Source organism: Candidatus Acidulodesulfobacterium ferriphilum (assembly GCA_004195035.1).
Lineage (GTDB): Bacteria > SZUA-79 > SZUA-79 > Acidulodesulfobacterales > Acidulodesulfobacteraceae > Acidulodesulfobacterium > Acidulodesulfobacterium ferriphilum.
The window spans coordinates 86718-105044 of sequence record SGBD01000003.1; the positions used below are offsets into that span (position 1 = coordinate 86718).

The 18327-nt window shown below is 37.8% G+C and carries 15 protein-coding genes and 1 tRNA gene; 13 read left to right on the forward strand and 3 right to left on the reverse strand.

All coding sequences use genetic code 11. The features are described 5' to 3' along the window. The first annotated feature begins 47 nt into the window (after positions 1-47). The 12 genes from EVJ47_06335 to EVJ47_06390 all read left to right on the forward strand — a co-directional run bounded on the left by EVJ47_06335 (position 48) and on the right by EVJ47_06390 (position 14279). Complete coding sequence (locus EVJ47_06335) at positions 48-1046, forward strand: 1-phosphofructokinase family hexose kinase (protein RZD14283.1); 999 nt, start codon at positions 48-50, stop codon at positions 1044-1046. A gap of 1 nt (position 1047) precedes the next feature. Further along, positions 1048-2256 carry a glycosyltransferase gene (locus EVJ47_06340; GenBank protein ID RZD14284.1) on the forward strand — a complete coding sequence of 403 codons (1209 nt, stop codon included), beginning with the start codon at positions 1048-1050 and terminating at the stop codon, positions 2254-2256. 168 nt (positions 2257-2424) lie between these two features. Then, positions 2425-3828, forward strand: coding sequence for an MFS transporter (locus EVJ47_06345; protein RZD14411.1), 1404 nt, complete (start codon positions 2425-2427; stop codon positions 3826-3828). 19 nt (positions 3829-3847) lie between these two features. Beyond that, a complete protein-coding gene (locus EVJ47_06350) occupies positions 3848-4033 on the forward strand; it encodes a hypothetical protein (protein ID RZD14285.1) in 186 nt (61 codons plus the stop codon). Between the two features lie 14 nt (positions 4034-4047). Continuing rightward, on the forward strand, positions 4048-4776 hold the full coding sequence (locus EVJ47_06355; GenBank protein RZD14286.1) for a PHP domain-containing protein: 729 nt from the start codon (positions 4048-4050) through the stop codon (positions 4774-4776). Positions 4777-5218: 442 nt separating this feature from the next. After that, a complete protein-coding gene (locus EVJ47_06360; GenBank protein ID RZD14412.1) occupies positions 5219-5305 on the forward strand; it encodes a potassium-transporting ATPase subunit F in 87 nt (28 codons plus the stop codon). Between the two features lie 144 nt (positions 5306-5449). Beyond that, on the forward strand, positions 5450-7171 hold the full coding sequence (kdpA, locus tag EVJ47_06365; GenBank protein ID RZD14287.1) for a potassium-transporting ATPase subunit KdpA: 1722 nt from the start codon (positions 5450-5452) through the stop codon (positions 7169-7171). A 34-nt stretch (positions 7172-7205) separates the two neighbouring features. After that, positions 7206-7844, forward strand: coding sequence for a potassium-transporting ATPase subunit C (locus EVJ47_06370; GenBank protein RZD14288.1), 639 nt, complete (start codon positions 7206-7208; stop codon positions 7842-7844). Between the two features lie 237 nt (positions 7845-8081). Then, positions 8082-10133: a K(+)-transporting ATPase subunit B gene (kdpB, locus tag EVJ47_06375; protein RZD14289.1), complete on the forward strand. Its 2052-nt coding sequence runs from the start codon at positions 8082-8084 to the stop codon at positions 10131-10133. A 52-nt stretch (positions 10134-10185) separates the two neighbouring features. Continuing rightward, entirely contained in the window at positions 10186-10404 is a 219-nt protein-coding gene (locus tag EVJ47_06380) for a hypothetical protein (protein ID RZD14290.1), read from the forward strand. Positions 10405-10432: 28 nt separating this feature from the next. Beyond that, positions 10433-11593 carry a sensor histidine kinase KdpD gene (locus tag EVJ47_06385; GenBank protein RZD14291.1) on the forward strand — a complete coding sequence of 387 codons (1161 nt, stop codon included), beginning with the start codon at positions 10433-10435 and terminating at the stop codon, positions 11591-11593. Positions 11594-11726: 133 nt separating this feature from the next. Then, positions 11727-14279 carry a hypothetical protein gene (locus EVJ47_06390; protein RZD14292.1) on the forward strand — a complete coding sequence of 851 codons (2553 nt, stop codon included), beginning with the start codon at positions 11727-11729 and terminating at the stop codon, positions 14277-14279. A 604-nt stretch (positions 14280-14883) separates the two neighbouring features. Here the strand turns inward: EVJ47_06390 and EVJ47_06395 are convergent. The 3 genes from EVJ47_06395 to EVJ47_06405 form a co-directional block, all read right to left on the reverse strand. Further along, positions 14884-14978, reverse strand: a tRNA-Ser gene (locus EVJ47_06395). Between the two features lie 84 nt (positions 14979-15062). Beyond that, entirely contained in the window at positions 15063-16292 is a 1230-nt protein-coding gene (locus tag EVJ47_06400; protein RZD14293.1) for a glycosyltransferase, read from the reverse strand. 45 nt (positions 16293-16337) lie between these two features. Further along, positions 16338-17072 (reverse strand): hypothetical protein, encoded by a 735-nt coding sequence (locus EVJ47_06405; GenBank protein ID RZD14294.1) that lies wholly within the window; start codon positions 17070-17072, stop codon positions 16338-16340. Between the two features lie 212 nt (positions 17073-17284). Between EVJ47_06405 and EVJ47_06410 the strand changes: the two genes are divergently transcribed. Further along, positions 17285-18184 (forward strand): hypothetical protein, encoded by a 900-nt coding sequence (locus EVJ47_06410; protein ID RZD14295.1) that lies wholly within the window; start codon positions 17285-17287, stop codon positions 18182-18184. Positions 18185-18327: the final 143 nt, after the last annotated feature.

An 18327-nucleotide genomic window follows, 5' to 3' on the forward strand; every position in this document is an offset into this window, starting at 1 on the left:
ACTTAAGCCTGAAAACATGATAAATAAATTCAAAAAACAGGGGCGGGATGCCATGTTTCTTAATATCCAGGTATAATTGTATTTATTATATTATAAGGAGATGCTTTTTGGATAACATTGCGGTTTTATCGCTTAATCCTGCCTTGGATGTATCGTATAAAATTCAAAAGTTAGTTGACGACGAAAAGGTCCATTCGTTTGAAACGAGGTTTGATCCGGGCGGAAACGGAATAAATGTCGCGCGGGCGCTCAAAAAGCTTAAAATAAAAGCTTCCACATGCTGCGTTTTGGCGGGAGAAATCGGCAAGCTGATTTCGAACATTCTTACGGAAGAGTTAGACGACCCTCATTTTATATGGGAAAATGGTGAAACAAGGATAAACTGCGTGATTCAGCAAAGCGATCCCGTCTCTCAATACGAAATAAACGGTATGGGTCCCGTTATGGATTTTTCCGTTCTCGACAGGCTGGAAGAAGACCTTTATATGTACTCCAAGAATGGTCTCGCCGTGCTTACGGGATCGTCTCCGCTAAATATCACTTACAATATATATTATATATTATGCACCCGCCTGAAAAATGCAGGCATAAAATGCCTTGTTGACGCCGACGGGGCATTATTAAGCAGCGCCGTCAAGGCGAAGCCTTTCATAATTAAGCCTAATATACATGAACTTGAAAGATTGGTAAAAAGAAAATTAACTTCAAATTTTGAAATTGCTTCCGTAGCTTTAGACCTTCATAATTTTGGTATCGAATATGTATTTGTATCCCTCGGCTACAAAGGGGCTATAGTCGCGTCGAATGAAGGGGTTTTTTACGCGGCGGCTCCCGCGGTTTCCGTAGTTTCGAGAGTCGGGGCGGGCGATTCGATGGTTGGAGCGATTTTAAGCGTGATTGTAAAAGGGGGAAGTTCGGCAGAAGCTTTAAAGCTTGGGATTGCCTGCGGATCCGCAACCGTTCAAATGCCCGGAACGGAGCTTTTTACAATGGAATTAGCGGATAAACTATCGGGTGCTATTAATATAGAAAAGATAGATATTTAAAATGAAAATCCTTCATATAATTTCCTCAAGGGGCTGGGGCGGGGCTGAAAACAGCGCTATTTACCTTGCAAAAAAGCAGATAGAAAAGGGGCATAAGTCGGTCTTTTTTATTCATTCATTAAACAAAAAAATGAGATTTTTATTGGAAAATAACGGCGTGCCTTATTATAAGGTATTCGACCCCGAGAGAAAAAATGTTTTTGCGATAAAAAGAATGATAGACATATGCAAAAAGGAAAATATAGATGTTATACATACGCATTTGGGAACAGGAAATTATATTGGCGTATTAGCGGGCAATTATCTCGGCATACCTGTTTTAAGCACAATTAACATATTTAGCGGTTATCCATACTATGCGTTGGCGAACAAATTATGTTTTTCGAGCGCCGCTTTAAAAGATTATTTCGTTAAATATTTTTCCGATGAAGAATATAAAAATTATAAGCCGGCTTATATCGAAAAAATAATAAATAATATTTTCGGATTCAAATATAGCCCGAAAGGTATAGGCGAAATTGAAGGCAAGATGGACATATCCTTCGAGAGGATAGATGAAGGCGGGTTTATAGATTATAGCCATACCGCAAATGTAAATGACGATGAAACTTTTTATAACAGGTTTAAAAATTTTTTTAATATTGGAATTACCGGACGGGTAACGGAGCAAAAAGGGCAGATTTATTTCGTAAAGGCCGCGGAACTTTTGTTAAAGGAGAAAAATTCGGATGTCCTGCGGCATTCAAAGCCTTTGATGTTTCATATCGTCGGCAGCGGGAATGATGAAAAAAAATTAAAGAAGATGGTAAGAAAAATCGGGATTGAAAGCAGTTTTATGTTCTGGGGTTATCAAAGCGATGTAAGAAAATTCGTAAGCATGTTCGATATTGCCGTTTCTTGTTCGCTAAACGAGCCGCTCGGCATTAATAATATGGAGTATATGTTTATGAAAAAGCCGTGCATCGCGACAAACGCGGGCGGTATTCCCGAGGTTTACGGCGATACGAATATTATAATTCCTCCAAAAGATGAGGTAAGACTCAAAGAAGCCGTAGAAACCTATATCTCCAGTCCAAAATATATGGAGGAAGAGGCGTTTAAAGGCTTTGAGAGGGCAAACAGGCTTTTCAGGTCGGACATTTCGGTAAATAAGATTATAAGTATGTATGAAGATATAATTGAAAGACCTCCGGTTGTAACAAAAATTTAACATAACCGTAATAAAACTGTAACATTCAAATGATAAAATAATCAAAATATTATAGTAATATTAAAATTTTGATTTGCGAAGCAGTTTTTGTTGCAGGCGTTAAGTTAAATTAAAAAATTCATTAAACGGAGGGCTTTTATGGAAGCTAAAAAAGATCTTAGAAATGACCTGTTAGACAAGGTTGATGAGGTTGACCTTGTTCGCCATCATTTTAGGACGATGTTTACGGCGGGGATGGGATTTTTTACCGACGCGTATGACCTTTTCATTATCGGCGTAGTTATTGCGCTTTTAACGCCGATATGGCATCTTGACACATCCGAAATTGCGTTGCTCGGCAGTTCGTCGCTTATTGCGGCAGCCGTCGGGGCGTACTTATTTGGAAGATTAGCCGATATTTTTGGGAGAAAGGCAATTTATGGATTAGAGGTTATCATTCTGACGATAGGGGCAATAGGTTCCGCATTCTCACAGGATATTACCCAGCTTATAATCTGGAGGATTGTTTTGGGTTTGGGCATCGGCGGGGATTATCCTATAAGCGCAATAATTATGAGCGAATACGCAAATAGAAAGGACAGGGGCAAGCTCGTGTCTATGGTATTTTCTCTTCAAGGCATCGGTTTGATTGCCGGTCCTATGGCCGCCATACTTATTTTGATGATGGGAGTTCCGCATGATGCTGCGTGGAGAATTCTTTTGGCGCTCGGTGCAATTCCTGCGGCAAGCGTTATATATTTAAGAAGAAAAATTAAAGAAACCCCCTATTATAGCCTTAATGTCAAAGGAGATACTAATAATACCGTTGCGGCCATCAATGATATTACCGGAACTAAAATTAAAGTTGACGACAATAAGCATAGCAATGGAAACGGGGTAAAATTAAAAACAAAATGGCATGATTTATTTAAATACCCGAACAACTTGAGGCTGCTTGGAACCGCTGGAAGTTGGTTTTTATTAGATTGGGCATTTTATGGAAATTCTATAAGCTGGCCGTTAGTGATGAAATCCGTCATTCCAAATGCAACCTTTATTCAGGGTCTGGCGTTATCTACCATTGTGTTTGTGGTATTTGCGGCCCCATTTTATTGGCTTGCGGCTTTTAGCATGGATAAGCTTGGAAGAAAATTTATTCAGATACTTGGTTTTCTCGGTATGGCAATATGTTATTTAATAATTTCTTTGACAAGTTTTGCCGGTTATATGCTTATCCCGGCCATGTTCGTAATGATATTTGGCTTAAGCTATGTTTTTACTGAATTCGGACCTAATGTGACGACATTTGTTTATCCGTCAGAGGTTTTTCCCACTCCTGTCAGGGGTTTTGGCGATGGAATATCCGCGGGAACAGGAAAATTTGGAGCATTTCTCGGGACCCTTTTGTTTCCGTTTTTAATGATGACCATAAAAGTCCAGGGAACATTTATGGTTCTTGTCATAATATCTTTTCTGGGGGCGATTTTGACAGCCTTTGCTTTGCCTGAGCCGAAAGAACAATCTTTAAGGGTTGTCAGCGAAGAAGAAAAATACGCTGAAGCAGATAATTCGGCAGTTCCCCATAAAGCTTGATTTATTAGCAAGCTCAAAATTGCCGATAGAAATCTTTGAAACTGTTTCGACATATTATAAATTCTGGATTCCTGCCTACGCAGGAATGACAATCCCTGAATTTAACTTTTCATCCAACAGGCGTCATTCCTGCGTAGGCAGGAATCCAGAAAAGAAATTTTATATCGGCAATTTTGGGAGCAAGGCATATTGTGCTATAATTTGAATTAAGGTTAAATTATGAATTCTTTAAAAATAAATCAGGCGCTTTATTCAAAAGCCGATACGCACATTCATACGAGTTATAGCGACGGGACGAGTTCCCCCGAGGACATCGTAGAAGCCGCCGCAGGAAAGCTTCGGGTAATTGCTATCACTGACCATAACAGGATTAAGGGGGCGCTTAAGGCAAAGGAATATGCCCTAAGGAACAACTTTCTCGAGGTGGATGTTATAGTCGGAGAAGAGGTTTCGACAAAAAACGGACATGTTATAGGTCTTTTTTTAGAAAAAAAGGTTATTCCGGGTAAAACGGCTATGGAAACTATAGATGAAATACATATGCAGGGTGGGTTGGCGATTGCCCCTCACCCTTTTTATTTTGTATCTTACGCCGAAAAGGGGCATAAGCCCATAAGAAAAATGTTAATGGATTTGGATTTTGATGCAATAGAGGTTATTAATAATTCAAGCACATTTTCGATTGTTTCCAATGCCGTAACTTCTTTGGTAAATGTTTCGATAGGGCTTGCGCAGTTAGGGGTTAGCGATGCGCATACGCGTGAATTTATCGGCAAAGGATATACAAGATTTACCGGTAAATCAGCCTTAGATTTAAAAAACCAGATTAAAGAAAAAAGGGTAACCGCTCATTTCAGCCATTATTCTTTGCCTGAACTAAAGCTTAACACTTTGCAGACATTTAAATCGCTGTATCTTTATTTGCTCAATAAAAGGGAAAAGGCTTAAGCACGATTTAAGGGCGATTTTTATTGACAGTCTTTTTATAAATATATATACTGCATTAAAATGATGACTCGCGTGGATATATCCATATGGTCGTTCTTTGACAATTAAATGCCTAATCCCGCAATATTTGCGGGAGCGGAGGAACCGTTATTTTGGGGCCAATACTTTCTTAAAGAAAGCAAGGGATTACTCTTTATTCCTAGCCCGGCAGCTAACTTCGTAAGCTATTAAAGGGATTCAAATATATTAGTTTATATGTATTGCCGGCATTAATCGCCGTCGCAATTCATTCTTATCGTTATGTCGTTTTTTAGTAAATATTTTATTTAAATTTAGACAAAAACACTTTAATAGCCGGGGCAATTTCCTTCGGCTATTTTTTTTGCAAATTTTTCCATGCTTTACATGCTCTAAAATATAAAATTAAAATGAGGATTCTTTTATGATCGAAAATACTATTCTTTTAATAATCTTGGCAATCGTGTTAGCGTATCTTTTTTATGTTCTTATTTATCCTGATAAATTTTAATAGCGGAGGACATGTATGCTTAGTTCACTGTTTGTTTTATTAGTTATCGGCATAATGTATGCCGTGTTATGGTTTTTGGTAGATTTTTTGGAAAAGATTTAAAAATAATAATAATTTAGAAAATGATGGAGAGGTGAAAATTATATGACTGCTACGGGTATATTGCAAATTATTATCGTACTTTCGGCGATAATTTTGGCTGCCGTTCCTTTAAGTAAATATATGGCGCATATTTTTAACGGGGAAACAACCTTTTTAGATAAGATAATAAATCCAATAGAAAATATTACATTTAAATTTCTTAAAGTAAATGAAAAAGAACAAATGGACTGGATAGGTTACCTAAAGGCAGGGCTGATTATCAATTTTTTTATGCTTGCAATTGTTTTTCTCGTACTAAGGTTTCAAAATTATCTTCCGTTTAACCAGATGCATTATAAAGGCATTACATGGCCGCTCGATTTTAATACTGCTATAAGCTTTATTACCAATACTAATTGGCAAAATTATGCAGGCGAAGAGACCCTGTCAAATTTTTCGCAGATGTCTTTAGTATTTTTACAGTTCACATCTGCCGCAACAGGGCTTGTTTTTTTAATAGCGTTTATAAGAGGATTAATAAGGACGCAGGCAAAAAATGTCGGCAATTTTTATATAGATTTTACAAAAACCGTCTATAGAATTTTTATTCCCTTAGCCGTTATCTTTGCCATAGTTATGCTTTTTCTGGGTTCCCCCCAGACCTTTACGATGCAAAAGGGCGTGGTTAATATGACGGGGGCAAAGCAGTATCTTTCCATGGGTCCTGTCGCCTCGATGGTTTCCATCGAAAACCTCGGAACTAACGGAGGAGGTTTTTACAATGCAAACGCGGCACAGCCTTACGAAAATCCAAGCCCTTTTACTAACGCCCTGATAATATTTATGATGAGCGTTATTCCTGTGGCGATTTTTTTTATGTACGGGATAATGATAGGCAACAAAAAGCATGCCTTGACCCTGTTCCTTGTCGCTCTCACACTTTTGACGGTATGTATATTTGCCGTATATCATCAAGAAGCCGCCGGCAATCCTTTTATGGCAAAATTAGGAGCCGACGTTAAAGTCTCAAAGTATAACCCGGGCGGAAATATGACAGGCAAAGAGGAACATATCGGCATTGCGCAAAGTTCCTTATTTGCATCGGCCACCACGGCATTTACCACCGGAAATGTGAACAGCGCTCATGACAGCTATATGCCGCTATCCGTTATGGTTCTTTTAGGCGAAATGATGTTAAATCTTATATTTGGAGGAAAAGGGGTCGGTTTATTAAATATGCTGACCATGGTTATTATCGGCGTATTCATTGCAGGCCTTATGGTTGGAAGAACGCCTGAGTTTCTGGGGAAAAAAATAGAGGCAAAAGAGGTTAAACTTGCAACTTTAGCTATGTTTGCCCATGCTTTTATAATAATAGTTCCTTTTGCCGTTGCCCTTTCGATTCCCGCAGGTTTAGCAGGAGCATTTAACCCTGGTCCGCATGGATTCAGCGAAATTTTATACGCCTTTACTTCTACGGTTGCAAACAACGGCTCGGCAATGGCCGGGTTTAGCGGAAACACGCTTTTTTACAATATAATTTTGGGTCTTACGATATTTTTTGGAAGATATGTCCCGATAATCTGCCAGGTGGCAATAGCAGGTTCTTTAATTAAAAAGAAAAGCACTCCCGAATCTTTGGGAACATTTCCTGCCCATGGGCTGCTTTTTTATTCGGTTGTAATGGGGACAATAATTTTAATCGGGGCATTAACATTTTTTCCGGCCCTTGCTTTAGGTCCTATTGCCGAGCATTTTGCGCTTATGGAAGGACATCTTTTTTAATCTGCAATTTAATTTTAATTTTTTGGGGCGACTTATGTTAAACGATTTTTTGAAGTCGATAAAATTAGCTGTCTGGTTATTTATATTATGCTCCGTTGTGTACACATTTTTTATATGGGGCATAGGGAAGATTTTTTTTCCGTTTCAGGCGGGGGGGAGTATAATCTATAAAAATTCTAAGCCTATAGGCTCTTTATTAATCGGCGAGAAATTTAACTCGCCGTATCTATTTAATTCCAGACCGTCGAGCGCAGGCATAGGCTACCAGGCCGATGCGTCATCGGCTTCCAACTATGGACCGACGAATAAGGATTATATCGATGCCGTCAAGAAAAGGATTAAAAGGTTCTTGTCGGAAAATCCAACCGTCAAAAAGGGCGAAATTCCAGTTGATTTAGTAACAGGTTCCGGTTCAGGGTTAGATCCGTTTATCTCCGTCCTTGGCGCCCTTACGCAGATTACAAGGATTTCGAAACTAACGGGAATTAATCGAAACAGGCTAAGGGAACTTGTAGAAAGCAATATATCTTATAGAGATTTCGGGATATTTGGAACGCCGGGAGTAAATACGGTAAAACTAAATTTAAAATTAGCTTCATTATTAAAAAGTGTTAACCCAAAGATTTACGATAAGGTTTTTAGAGGGCTTGTAAATACCGGAAATAAAAATTAGTCAAAAATTAAAAATATAACCTTAAATCACCGTTAGAAATTTATCTTTCTGGATTCCCGCTTTCGCGGGAATGACTTTGCGAGTATTTGGCATTTAACCCAAAGGGTGTCCCAACCCGCTTCAGCGGGAATCCAGAATTTGCTATATGTTAAAGCAATTTTAATAGTTTCTAACGGTGATTTAAGGTATGAATAATGTTAATTAATTAAATAAATAAAATAAAAGAGGTGTGTGAATATGCCAAAGCAAGATTATTATGTATCGGCATTTAACAAAGAAATATTGGTATCGGCTATATGGGAATCTTTTAGAAAGTTAAATCCTAAGGTTATGATTAAAAATCCGGTTATGTTCGTTGTCGAAATCGGGTCGGTTATAACTGCCGCCATTTTTTTAAAAGATGTTTTTTTCCATGATTTTAAAGATATAGCTTTTATATTTCAGATAACTTTATGGCTCTGGTTTACGGTTTTATTTGCAAATTTTGCCGAAAGTATCTCTGAGGGCAGGGGTAAGGCTCAGGCGGAGAGTTTAAGGAAAAGTAAAACCGAGGTCATCGCAAGGTTAATTCATCAAACAAGCGGGAAAGAAGAAAAGATAAAAGCCTCATTGCTTAGAAAGGGCGATATTGTTGTTGCGGAGGCGGGCGATATTATACCTGCCGATGGAGAAATTATCGAAGGCATTGCTTCGGTTGACGAGTCTGTGATAACGGGTGAATCCGCGCCTGTTATAAGGGAAAGCGGCGGGGATAGAAGCGCGGTTACGGGGGGAACAAAGGTGCTTTCCGATAAAATATCGATTAAAATAACATCTAATCAGGGGGAGGGCTTTATCGACAAGATGATAAGCTTGGTCGAAGGAGCTTCAAGGCAGAAAACCCCGAATGAGATTGCCCTGAACATACTGCTAGTCATGTTTACCGCCCTTTTTTTAGTCGTAGTTGCGGCTATAGAACCTATGGCTCACTATTTTAATGGAAATATCTCTCCCGTTATACTTGTTGCCCTTATCGTGTGCTTAATTCCGACAACAATCGGAGCGCTATTATCGGCAATAGGCATATCGGGTATGGACAGATTAGTTAAGCACAATGTTATAGCTATGTCAGGAGCATCGGTTGAGGCAGCGGGAGATGTAAATACACTTCTTTTGGATAAGACGGGAACTATCACATTCGGCAATAGAATGGCCGTTAATTTTATTCCGGCCAAAGATGTCAATATAAACGATTTAGCGGATTATTCCCAGCTCTCGTCGTTATCCGACGAAACCCCCGAAGGAAGGTCTATCGTTACTCTGGCAAAAAAATACGGGCTAAGAGGCAGGCATATCGATGAAAAAAATGTGAATTTTATTCCTTTTTCGGCATTAACGAGAATGAGCGGGGTAGATATATTAGATAAAAAAGAAAATATAAGAAAGGGCGCCGTTGATTCCGTTATAAGGTTTATTGAACAAAACGGCGGCGTCGCGGAAAAGTCTATTACCCTCGCGGCCAATAATATTTCCAAGCAGGGAGGGACGCCTCTTGCCGTTGCCGTAAACGACAAAATACTTGGAATAATACATTTAAAAGATGTAGTCAAGGGCGGGATTAAAGAAAGAATCGATAGTTTAAGAAAAATTGGCATAAAAACGATAATGATAACGGGCGATAATGCTCTTACCGCAAAAGCCATAGCCGATGAGGCAGGTGTCGATGAGTTTGTTTCCGAAGCTACGCCCGAAACCAAGATGGATATAATTAAAAAAGAGCAGGCATTGGGGAAGCTAATCGCTATGACAGGGGATGGAACCAACGACGCGCCGGCTTTAGCCCAGGCCGATGTCGGCGTCGCTATGAACACAGGCACTATGGCCGCAAAAGAGGCGGGAAATATGATAGATCTTGACTCAAACCCGACGAAACTTATAGAAATAGTCGAGACCGGAAAACAGCTTCTTATAACAAGAGGTTCTTTAACGACATTTTCTATCGCAAACGATCTGGCGAAATACTTTGCTATAATACCTGCTATGTTTGCGCCTATAATGCCGTGGCTTGCCCCGTTAAACATAATGGGTTTGTCTTCGCCGCAATCCGCAATACTTTCGGCCGTTATATTCAATGCCGTTATAATAATAATATTAATACCGCTCGCCCTGAAGGGTGTGAAATACAGGCCTGCGGGGGCGTCTGCTATTCTAAGAAGAAACCTGTTGATTTACGGGCTTGGCGGAGTAATAGCCCCTTTTATCGGCATTAAAATAATAGATATAATAATTACCTATTTACATTTCATTTAAGTTATTCGGGCGTTTAAAATTAATTATGTAGTATAATATTTAATAGATAACGATGCTTACGGCATACGGCACATTTGTAGTTGCATTAATGGTGTTTTTTTATGCTCTTGAACCGAGAGGCCGTATTTATACTTTTTTATTTGCCCTATCCTGTATAGCTTCCGCTTTATATGGGTTTTTGGCGGGAACATGGCCGTTCGGGATAGCAGAAACTATCTGGGGCATTATTGCTTTTAGGAAGTGGATTAACCGCGTCAAAGAACAAAATTAAGGTAAAAAAATAAAAAAGGTAGCAAAGATTGAAAATAGAATATAACCGGCCTTCCGCAGAGTCGATACTTAACAGGATAAAATATTCGACCGAAGAATCCCAAAATATCTTCAGGGTTTATCTAGGGTCGGCTCCCGGGACGGGCAAAACATATATGATGCTTGAAGACGGCAATTATTTGCGTGAAAACGGCATCGATGTCGTTATAGGCTATATTGAAACGCACGGAAGAAAGGAGACGGCGGACGAGATTAAAAAACTTGAAGTTGTTCCGAGAAAAAAAATATTGTACAAAGGCAGTGAATTTGAAGAGCTCGATGCCGATGCCGTTATTGCAAGAAAGCCTGCCATTGCCTTAATAGACGAACTTGCCCATAATAATATTCCCGGGTCCAAAAATTTAAAAAGATATCAGGATGCCATCGAGATTTATAAATCAGGCATAAGCGTGTTCACCACTTTAAACATATTTCATCTTAATTCGATAGCCGAAAAGGTCGAGGCGGAGCTCAGGGTTAAAGTCAGCGAAAGAGTTCCTGATTATATATTAAACTATGTTACGGAAATAATTAATGTGGATATTCCCGCCGGAGAACTTATAAACAGGCTGAAAGCAGGTAAAATTTATTCTAAGGATAAAATTCCGGTCGCGCTGGAAAACTTTTTTAAACTCGAAAATCTTTTGGTATTAAGGGAACTTGCCTTAAGAACCATTGCCGATGAGCTTAGCACGCAATCAACAGAAATCGGAAATCCCGAGGAAAAACTTGAATTGAAATCCAATGAAAGGGTTTTAGTTTTAATAAGTTCCAACCCCGATTCGGCAAGGCTTGTAAGAATAGGTTCAAAACTTGCGGGGAGGCTTAACGCAAATCTTTATGTTCTCCACATAAACTTAAAAAACAGGGATAAGAATAAACCTGAAAACTATGATCAGGCGCTTGCGAGAAATATTTCCATAGCCGAAAACCTTGGAGCCGCCGTTTTTAGTTTCCAGGCAAACGATGTAGTATCGGGAGTTATAGATTTTGTTAAAAGTAATAATATTGCCCATGTCGTTATAGGCGCTACAAATGAAAAAGTCGGTTTCATAAATAAACTTTTTAAAAAGAGTATAGTAAACAAATTAATAGACAGCCTTCCCGATGTTTCTTTCCATGTCGTTCCAACCGCTTCCGCAGGGGTTTAACCGGGGGCAGGTTTATACCTTTATTAATTATGTATGATACGTAATTTAATTACAATTTATGAAATCCAATAAAAATTCGTGTTATAATTCTTAATATAAATTATAAATATAATATGAATAATATATATATAACATGAATGATACGAATGATACCCGCAAAACCAAAACATCCGGATATGCTAAAGAAACAAAAACAATAAACGGCGTCATAAAAAGGGTCGTATTTCAAAATATGGAAAGCGGCTTTACGATTTTTAATATTTTTTCGAACGGCAAATTTATAACTGCATCCGGCGCATTTTTTGACAAGCCTGTAATAGATTCAAAAATAAAATTGAAAGGGGAATTTACGCACCATAAAAAATACGGCTACCAGTTTAATTTCACAGAGTATGAAATTTCGCTGTCAAATACAAAAACGGCAATAATAGAATATTTATCGTCGAATATTTTTAAAGGGATAGGAAGGGTTATTGCAGGCGAGATTTATGAAAAGTTCAAAGAAAAAACATTGGACATAATAGACAACGAACCGGAAAAACTTAAGAGCGTCAACGGAATAGGCGCAGTTAAACTCGCCACGATTTTGGAAGGGCTTAAGGAAAGTTACGGTTTAAGAAATGCCGTAATGTTTTTTAAACCGCATCAGTTCAGCGATTACCAGATTAAAACCATTTATAATCAATTTAAAGATAAATCGATTACGATTGCAAAAGAGAACCCTTATTTATTCACCGAAATAAAGGGAATAGGGTTTAAGAAAGCCGATATTATGGCAGAAAAGTTGGGGATTCAAAGGGATGACCCCAACAGGGCTAAAGAGGCTGTCAGGTATATTATTAATCAGATTTGCGAAAATTCGGGAAACTGTTATGTTTACTACAAAGATATAAGAGACGGAATAAAAGAAATAATAGATGATTTGGAGGAATTTAATCTAAAAAATTATTTAAACGATTTGATAAAAGAAAAAAAGATTTTATTGGATTTTAAAGAAGCTCCAGGGCTTCAATGCTTCACCGGCTTTGAAGCCTTAGATTTAACCGATGTTAAAGATGATAACCAGATAAATTATATAAAAATATATCTCCCCGTTTATTATTATTGCGAACTGGGCGTGGCCAAAGAGTTGAAAAGAATTGCAGGAAACAATGTTTATTTTGCGGGTAATGAAAATAAAATCCTATCCGTAGAAGATTTGGATAGAAATCTTCTACGGGAGGGCGGGCAGAGCGAAAATAAAATATTGCTTACGGAAGAGCAAAAAGTTGCAGTATTAAACGCCTTAAAACATAAAATTTCCATCATATCGGGGGGGCCGGGCACGGGAAAATCCACAGTGATAAGGACTATCGTAAACTTATATAAAGGGAAAAAGACGGCGCTCACTTCTTTGTCGGGGAAAGCGGCGCAAAGGCTTTCTGATATAGTAAATTCGGGATATAAGGAATATGCAGGGAGCGGCGCCGATATATCGACTATTCACAGGCTTTTAAAGGCGCAGTACGACAGGCAGACCAACGAATCTTTTTTTACTTACAATAAAAATAATAAACTTCCGCACGACCTTATTGTTATAGATGAAATGAGCATGGTTGATATCGTTATTTTTTACAATCTGTTAAAGGCCGTAAAAGACGGTGTAATTTTGGTTTTGGTAGGCGATGTGAATCAAATACCGTCGGTCAGTCCGGGAGATGTTTTGAGAGACTTGATATATCCCGATGCGGGTTATCCGCATAAAATCAATGCATTTTTTCCCGTAACATTTTTAACGAAAGTATTTAGGCAGAATGAAGGCGGACTGATAAATTTAAATGCCCATAATCTTTTAAACAACAAAAGGTTTATAACTTCAGGAAATAGCAACGGCAAAAGCGGAAGTACCGCGGACGTAAGCGACAGTTCATTTATAATTAAATATAAAAGGGAGTACGATGCGGCTTCCGAGGGGAAAAATGAACTTTTAAAAGATTTTATTGAATTTGTCAAAAGGGTTAGCGGTAAAAGAATTAATAATAAAACAGGCAATGTTGAAAATGCGGACACAGCTATTCCGACAAGGATTTTTGACGATATTCAGATTTTGACTCCTATGAGGAAAGGGGATTTGGGGTATTTTAATTTAAACAATATATTGCAGAATATATTCAATCCGATGCCCGTACCCGCGGCTGCCGAAGATATTTTTATTTGCAACGGCGTCCAGTTTAGATTATACGATAAGGTAATACAGAAAAGAAATAATTACGACCTCGATGTGTTTAACGGCGATACGGGCTATATAATTAGTATCGATTATACGGCAAAAAGTTTAACCGTTGATTTTTCAAATTATGGGAATTTTGGGGATTTTGCCAAAGATAAGAATATGGCCGAAAGCGAAGCTAAAAAACAGGTTAAATTTGATTTTTTAGATGTTTATGATAATATTTCGCTGGCATACGCTCTTTCGATTCATAAGGCTCAAGGCAGCGAATTTAATAATGTGATTATATTATTTCATCAGGCACACTATTTGATGTTAAAGAAAAATTTATTATACACCGCTATTACCAGAGGAAAGAAAAATGTTGTTATTTTTGGAACATTTAAGGCATTTAGTATTGCCATGAGATCTAAGGAAGAGATTAGAAATTCGGGACTAGGGGATAGACTTTTGGATGAATTTTCGGCTATAAATTAAAAAGGGCTTGCTATTACAGAAATAAGGTTAAAATATAACTGTTTTACTTTTAGCCATAACTGGCGGAGAGAGAGGGATGAGCGTCCAAGGACGCTAAAAGCGGCGAACCCTCTGACGCCCTTCGGGCTTACGGGTTCGAATCCAACTACCCTTAATTAAATATCCGACTTAGCTTATATAGCGTTTTAACTGGCGGAGAGAGAGGGATGAACTTTCCTTTGGAAAGTTTTAAGCCGTTCGAACTTCCTCTTGCGGGCTTCGCCCTTCGAGGGTTCGAATCCCCATTGCTTTACTTTATTTTCTTATATTCCGTATATTGCGTTTTAACTGGCGGAGAGAGAGGGATGAACTTTCCTTTGGAAAGTTTTAAGCCGTTCGAACTTCCTCTTGCGGGCTTCGCCCTTCGAGGGTTCGAATCCCCATTGCTTTACTTTATTTTCTTATATTCCGTATATTGCGTTTTAACTGGCGGAGAGAGAGGGATGAACTTTCCTTTGGAAAGTTTTAAGCCGTTCGAACTTCCTCTTGCGGGCTTCGCCCTTCGAGGGTTCGAATCCCCATTGCTTTACTTTATTTTCTTATATTCCGTATATTGCGTTTTAACTGGCGGAGAGAGAGGGATTCGAACCCTCGGTACATCTATTAGGATATACATTCGCTTAGCAGGCGAACGCCTTCGACCAGCTCGGCCATCTCTCCATTATTTAGATAGTGTATTTTATAATATAACATTAAAGGAGTTATTATTCAAGTATAATTAGCCTCGCTAACTTCCTATTTTTATTATAAAAATATTGTGTCTTCCTTGAATCCGGTTTTTAGAAAAAGAAGGATATAATCTCTTAAATGGCGGGTGATCAAGAAATTATGCTTTACATGGTTATGTCCGTTTTTACCTAATTGTTTGGCATATTCGGGATTCTGAAGCAGTTGCTTTACATATATCGCTGTTCCCTCTATTGTTCTCGATAAAAGACCTGAGTATTTGTGCGTGATTTGAAGAGGTATCCCGCCCACCGCCGATGCGACGACGGGTTTTGATTTCCAGAGGCTTTCCGATACGGTTAAGCCGAAGCCTTCCTTTATGGATTTTTGCAATATAACGGTTGACGCCCTTTGCAAAGCATTAATTTCAATATTACTTGTCGGGGGAAGGTTTAAGACATGAATATCTTTATCGTCTCCCGCTTTTGCGAGAACCTCGTTGAAAACCTCTATCCCCTCAGGGTCGTCCGTTGCCCCTCCGCCTGCCAAAACAAGCTGGCAATCCACATATTTTTTTGCAAGCCTGTAAACATCGATTACTCCAAGCGGGTCTTTCAGCCTGTCAAACCTTGAGATTTGGGTTATTATTTTTTTCTCCGGATCTATTTTAAATCTTTCTAAAACCTCGTTTATTGTTTCTTTCGGTATCTCTTTATTTTTATCCGATAACGGATCTATCGATGGAGAAATTAATATTTGGGGTATCCTGAGTTTTTTAGCAAAAAGCGGAGATGAAAAAACCGAATAATCGTATTTCTCGATAAATTTTTTTAAAAAATTGAATGTTTTTGTATTTGCCGAACTTAAATCTATGTGGCATCTCCAGATAAATTTTTTATCTTTATAACCGGGTTTCTTCTTAATTTTAATCAGCCCGATTGGTTGAGGGTCATGTATGAAAATAATATCCCCATATAAATTCATCTCTTTTAAATTTTCATCGGTAACATCTATGAAATGTTTAAACTCGCTTGCAGAAATATCTTCCTCGATTCCGTGCAGGGAGTTGTGGATCTTTTTGGTCACCTCGAAAAATTTTTCTCCGCCTTTTATAAAATCCCATCTTGCATCAACCCCTAATTCCTTTAAAAGCGGGATCATTCTATTGAGAATTTCGGCAACGCCGCCGCCGACAGCCGTTGAATTTATATTTTGAATAATCTTGCCGTTTAGATAGGATGCTAATTTCTGAACTTCCTCGATTGTTTCATTGCCGACAATATCGGTATAATCGCTTATTGAATTCATTTTAATTTAATTTTTAAACTTACAAAACATTTATAAACATACAAGCTATAAATAATTTTCCGTTAACTTGATAATAGATTCCTTAAGCCTGTCCATAGTAAGAGTATATGGGTCAAGATTCGATATTTTATAAGCTAAATCGGGAAGTTTGAGTTCATCTCCAATCCAGATGGAAAAATCGTTTGCCTTTGAATTTAACCTGAAATGTGCCTCAAAAAAGTGGTAATAAATAGAAAAAATTGTAATATTACTCAGAATATTATGAAATTCGGATAAAGTATATGCCTCCCTGCCTGTATCCATTGCAAATGTTATTGCTTTCATAAAATTAAATCTTTCATCCATCTCAACCCGTCTGGTTCTCCCATTTTTAGCAATAAATGCACCTATTTTTTTTATTATTTCATTTTTATATTCATTAGTTGTACTATAATCAAAAATGTCGATACTTGCTATTTCTTCCCCTAATAAATTTTCGCCGAGCCTGTTAGTAATCCAGTAGGCAAAGTCATTAGGCGAGGAGGGAATAATATAATGATGCTGCATCAGGTAATGGTGGGTGTGATAGTAAATAATAGAATCATCGGCATTTTTTATGCCTTCAAGGAGACCTTTTAAGTTGACGGCATAAATTCCCGTAAGCTCCGGCAGGGTTAATCTTGTGTAAAATTTAAACGGATAATCCGCTCTTATTTCAGTCGGCTTTGTTTGGCTAAAGCCCTCTGAAAGCGAATATGCGGATTCGGGTTTTAAGACCTCGTTATTGCCGTTCAGGCGCATTTTATTTTAGTTTATTTTTTCTCTTTTTAGGGTATAATAAAAAACAGAAAAAGATTTAAATTTTGGTCGATTTATATGGCATCATATAAATAAAAAACAGCATAAAATATACATTATTAATCAATGATAATACCTAATAGCCTTGATTGTCAATAAAAATAAAAACATAAAAATAAAAAATAAAATTTAAGGACTAAACAGATACTAAACAGATGGAAACGCTTGAGAGGATTAAGTTAATATATTCTTTTACCGATGAAGATGCATCGAATTTGCGTTACTTAAGCGCTATAATGAAATCGAATGCTAACGATTTTATTTCCGGCGTTTATTCATTCATTTCTAATTTTCAAGATTTTAGCAAATTTTTACCTGACGACGAGATAAAAAACAGGCATCGGGAAAAACTTAAATCATGGTTTGCCGGTCTTTTTTCGGGAACATACAGCAATGAATATCTAAGGCGGCTTAAAAGAATCGGAGAGGTTCACGCGGATATAAAATTACCTTCGCATTATGTCAGCGCGACGATGAATTATATAAGGAATTATATACACGATATTATTCTTAAAAATTTTCAAAATCTGGATAAAAACAAAATAGACGAGTTAATTGTCTCGGTAAATAAAATTCTTGATATAAACTTAGATATTATTATCAGTTCTTATATCGATGAGGGTAAATTCTACATAGCCGCAACAAAATTTGAAACAAAGATTGTCAAGTTCAGTTCAAAATTTTCTTATATACTTGATTTAGCGCTGATAGTATCCTTAATAATCGCAACGATTATGGTTTTTTTATTATTCGTATTTGAGATTTATGATCTTGCGTTTGCCGGCGGCAATTTCGAAACCACGGTTATAGATATATTAGGCGCAATGTTAATTATTTGGGCGATAAGGGAGCTTCTGGAGGAGGAAGTTAAAAAGCTTCAGGGGCATAAGTTTGCTTTAAGCGCTTTTATCGGTCTTGCGATGGCCGCTTTATTGCGGAAGATTTTGATTTTTACCTTAGCGCCTCATAAATCGACAGAGGTTGCCATCCTCGGTTTTCTTGTTTTGGTTTTGGGTATTGTGTACTGGCTTATGAATAAAAGCCCTAAATCCTGAATGAATTCGCGCGGACACCATACGGGAAGTCCTGACCTATCTAATTATCCTTTTTTTTAAGAATCGGGTCAAATCCTTTAAATCCAATTCTGCCGTATCTTCATTAACTAATTAACCGGTCCTGCATAATAAATCGTAAAAAT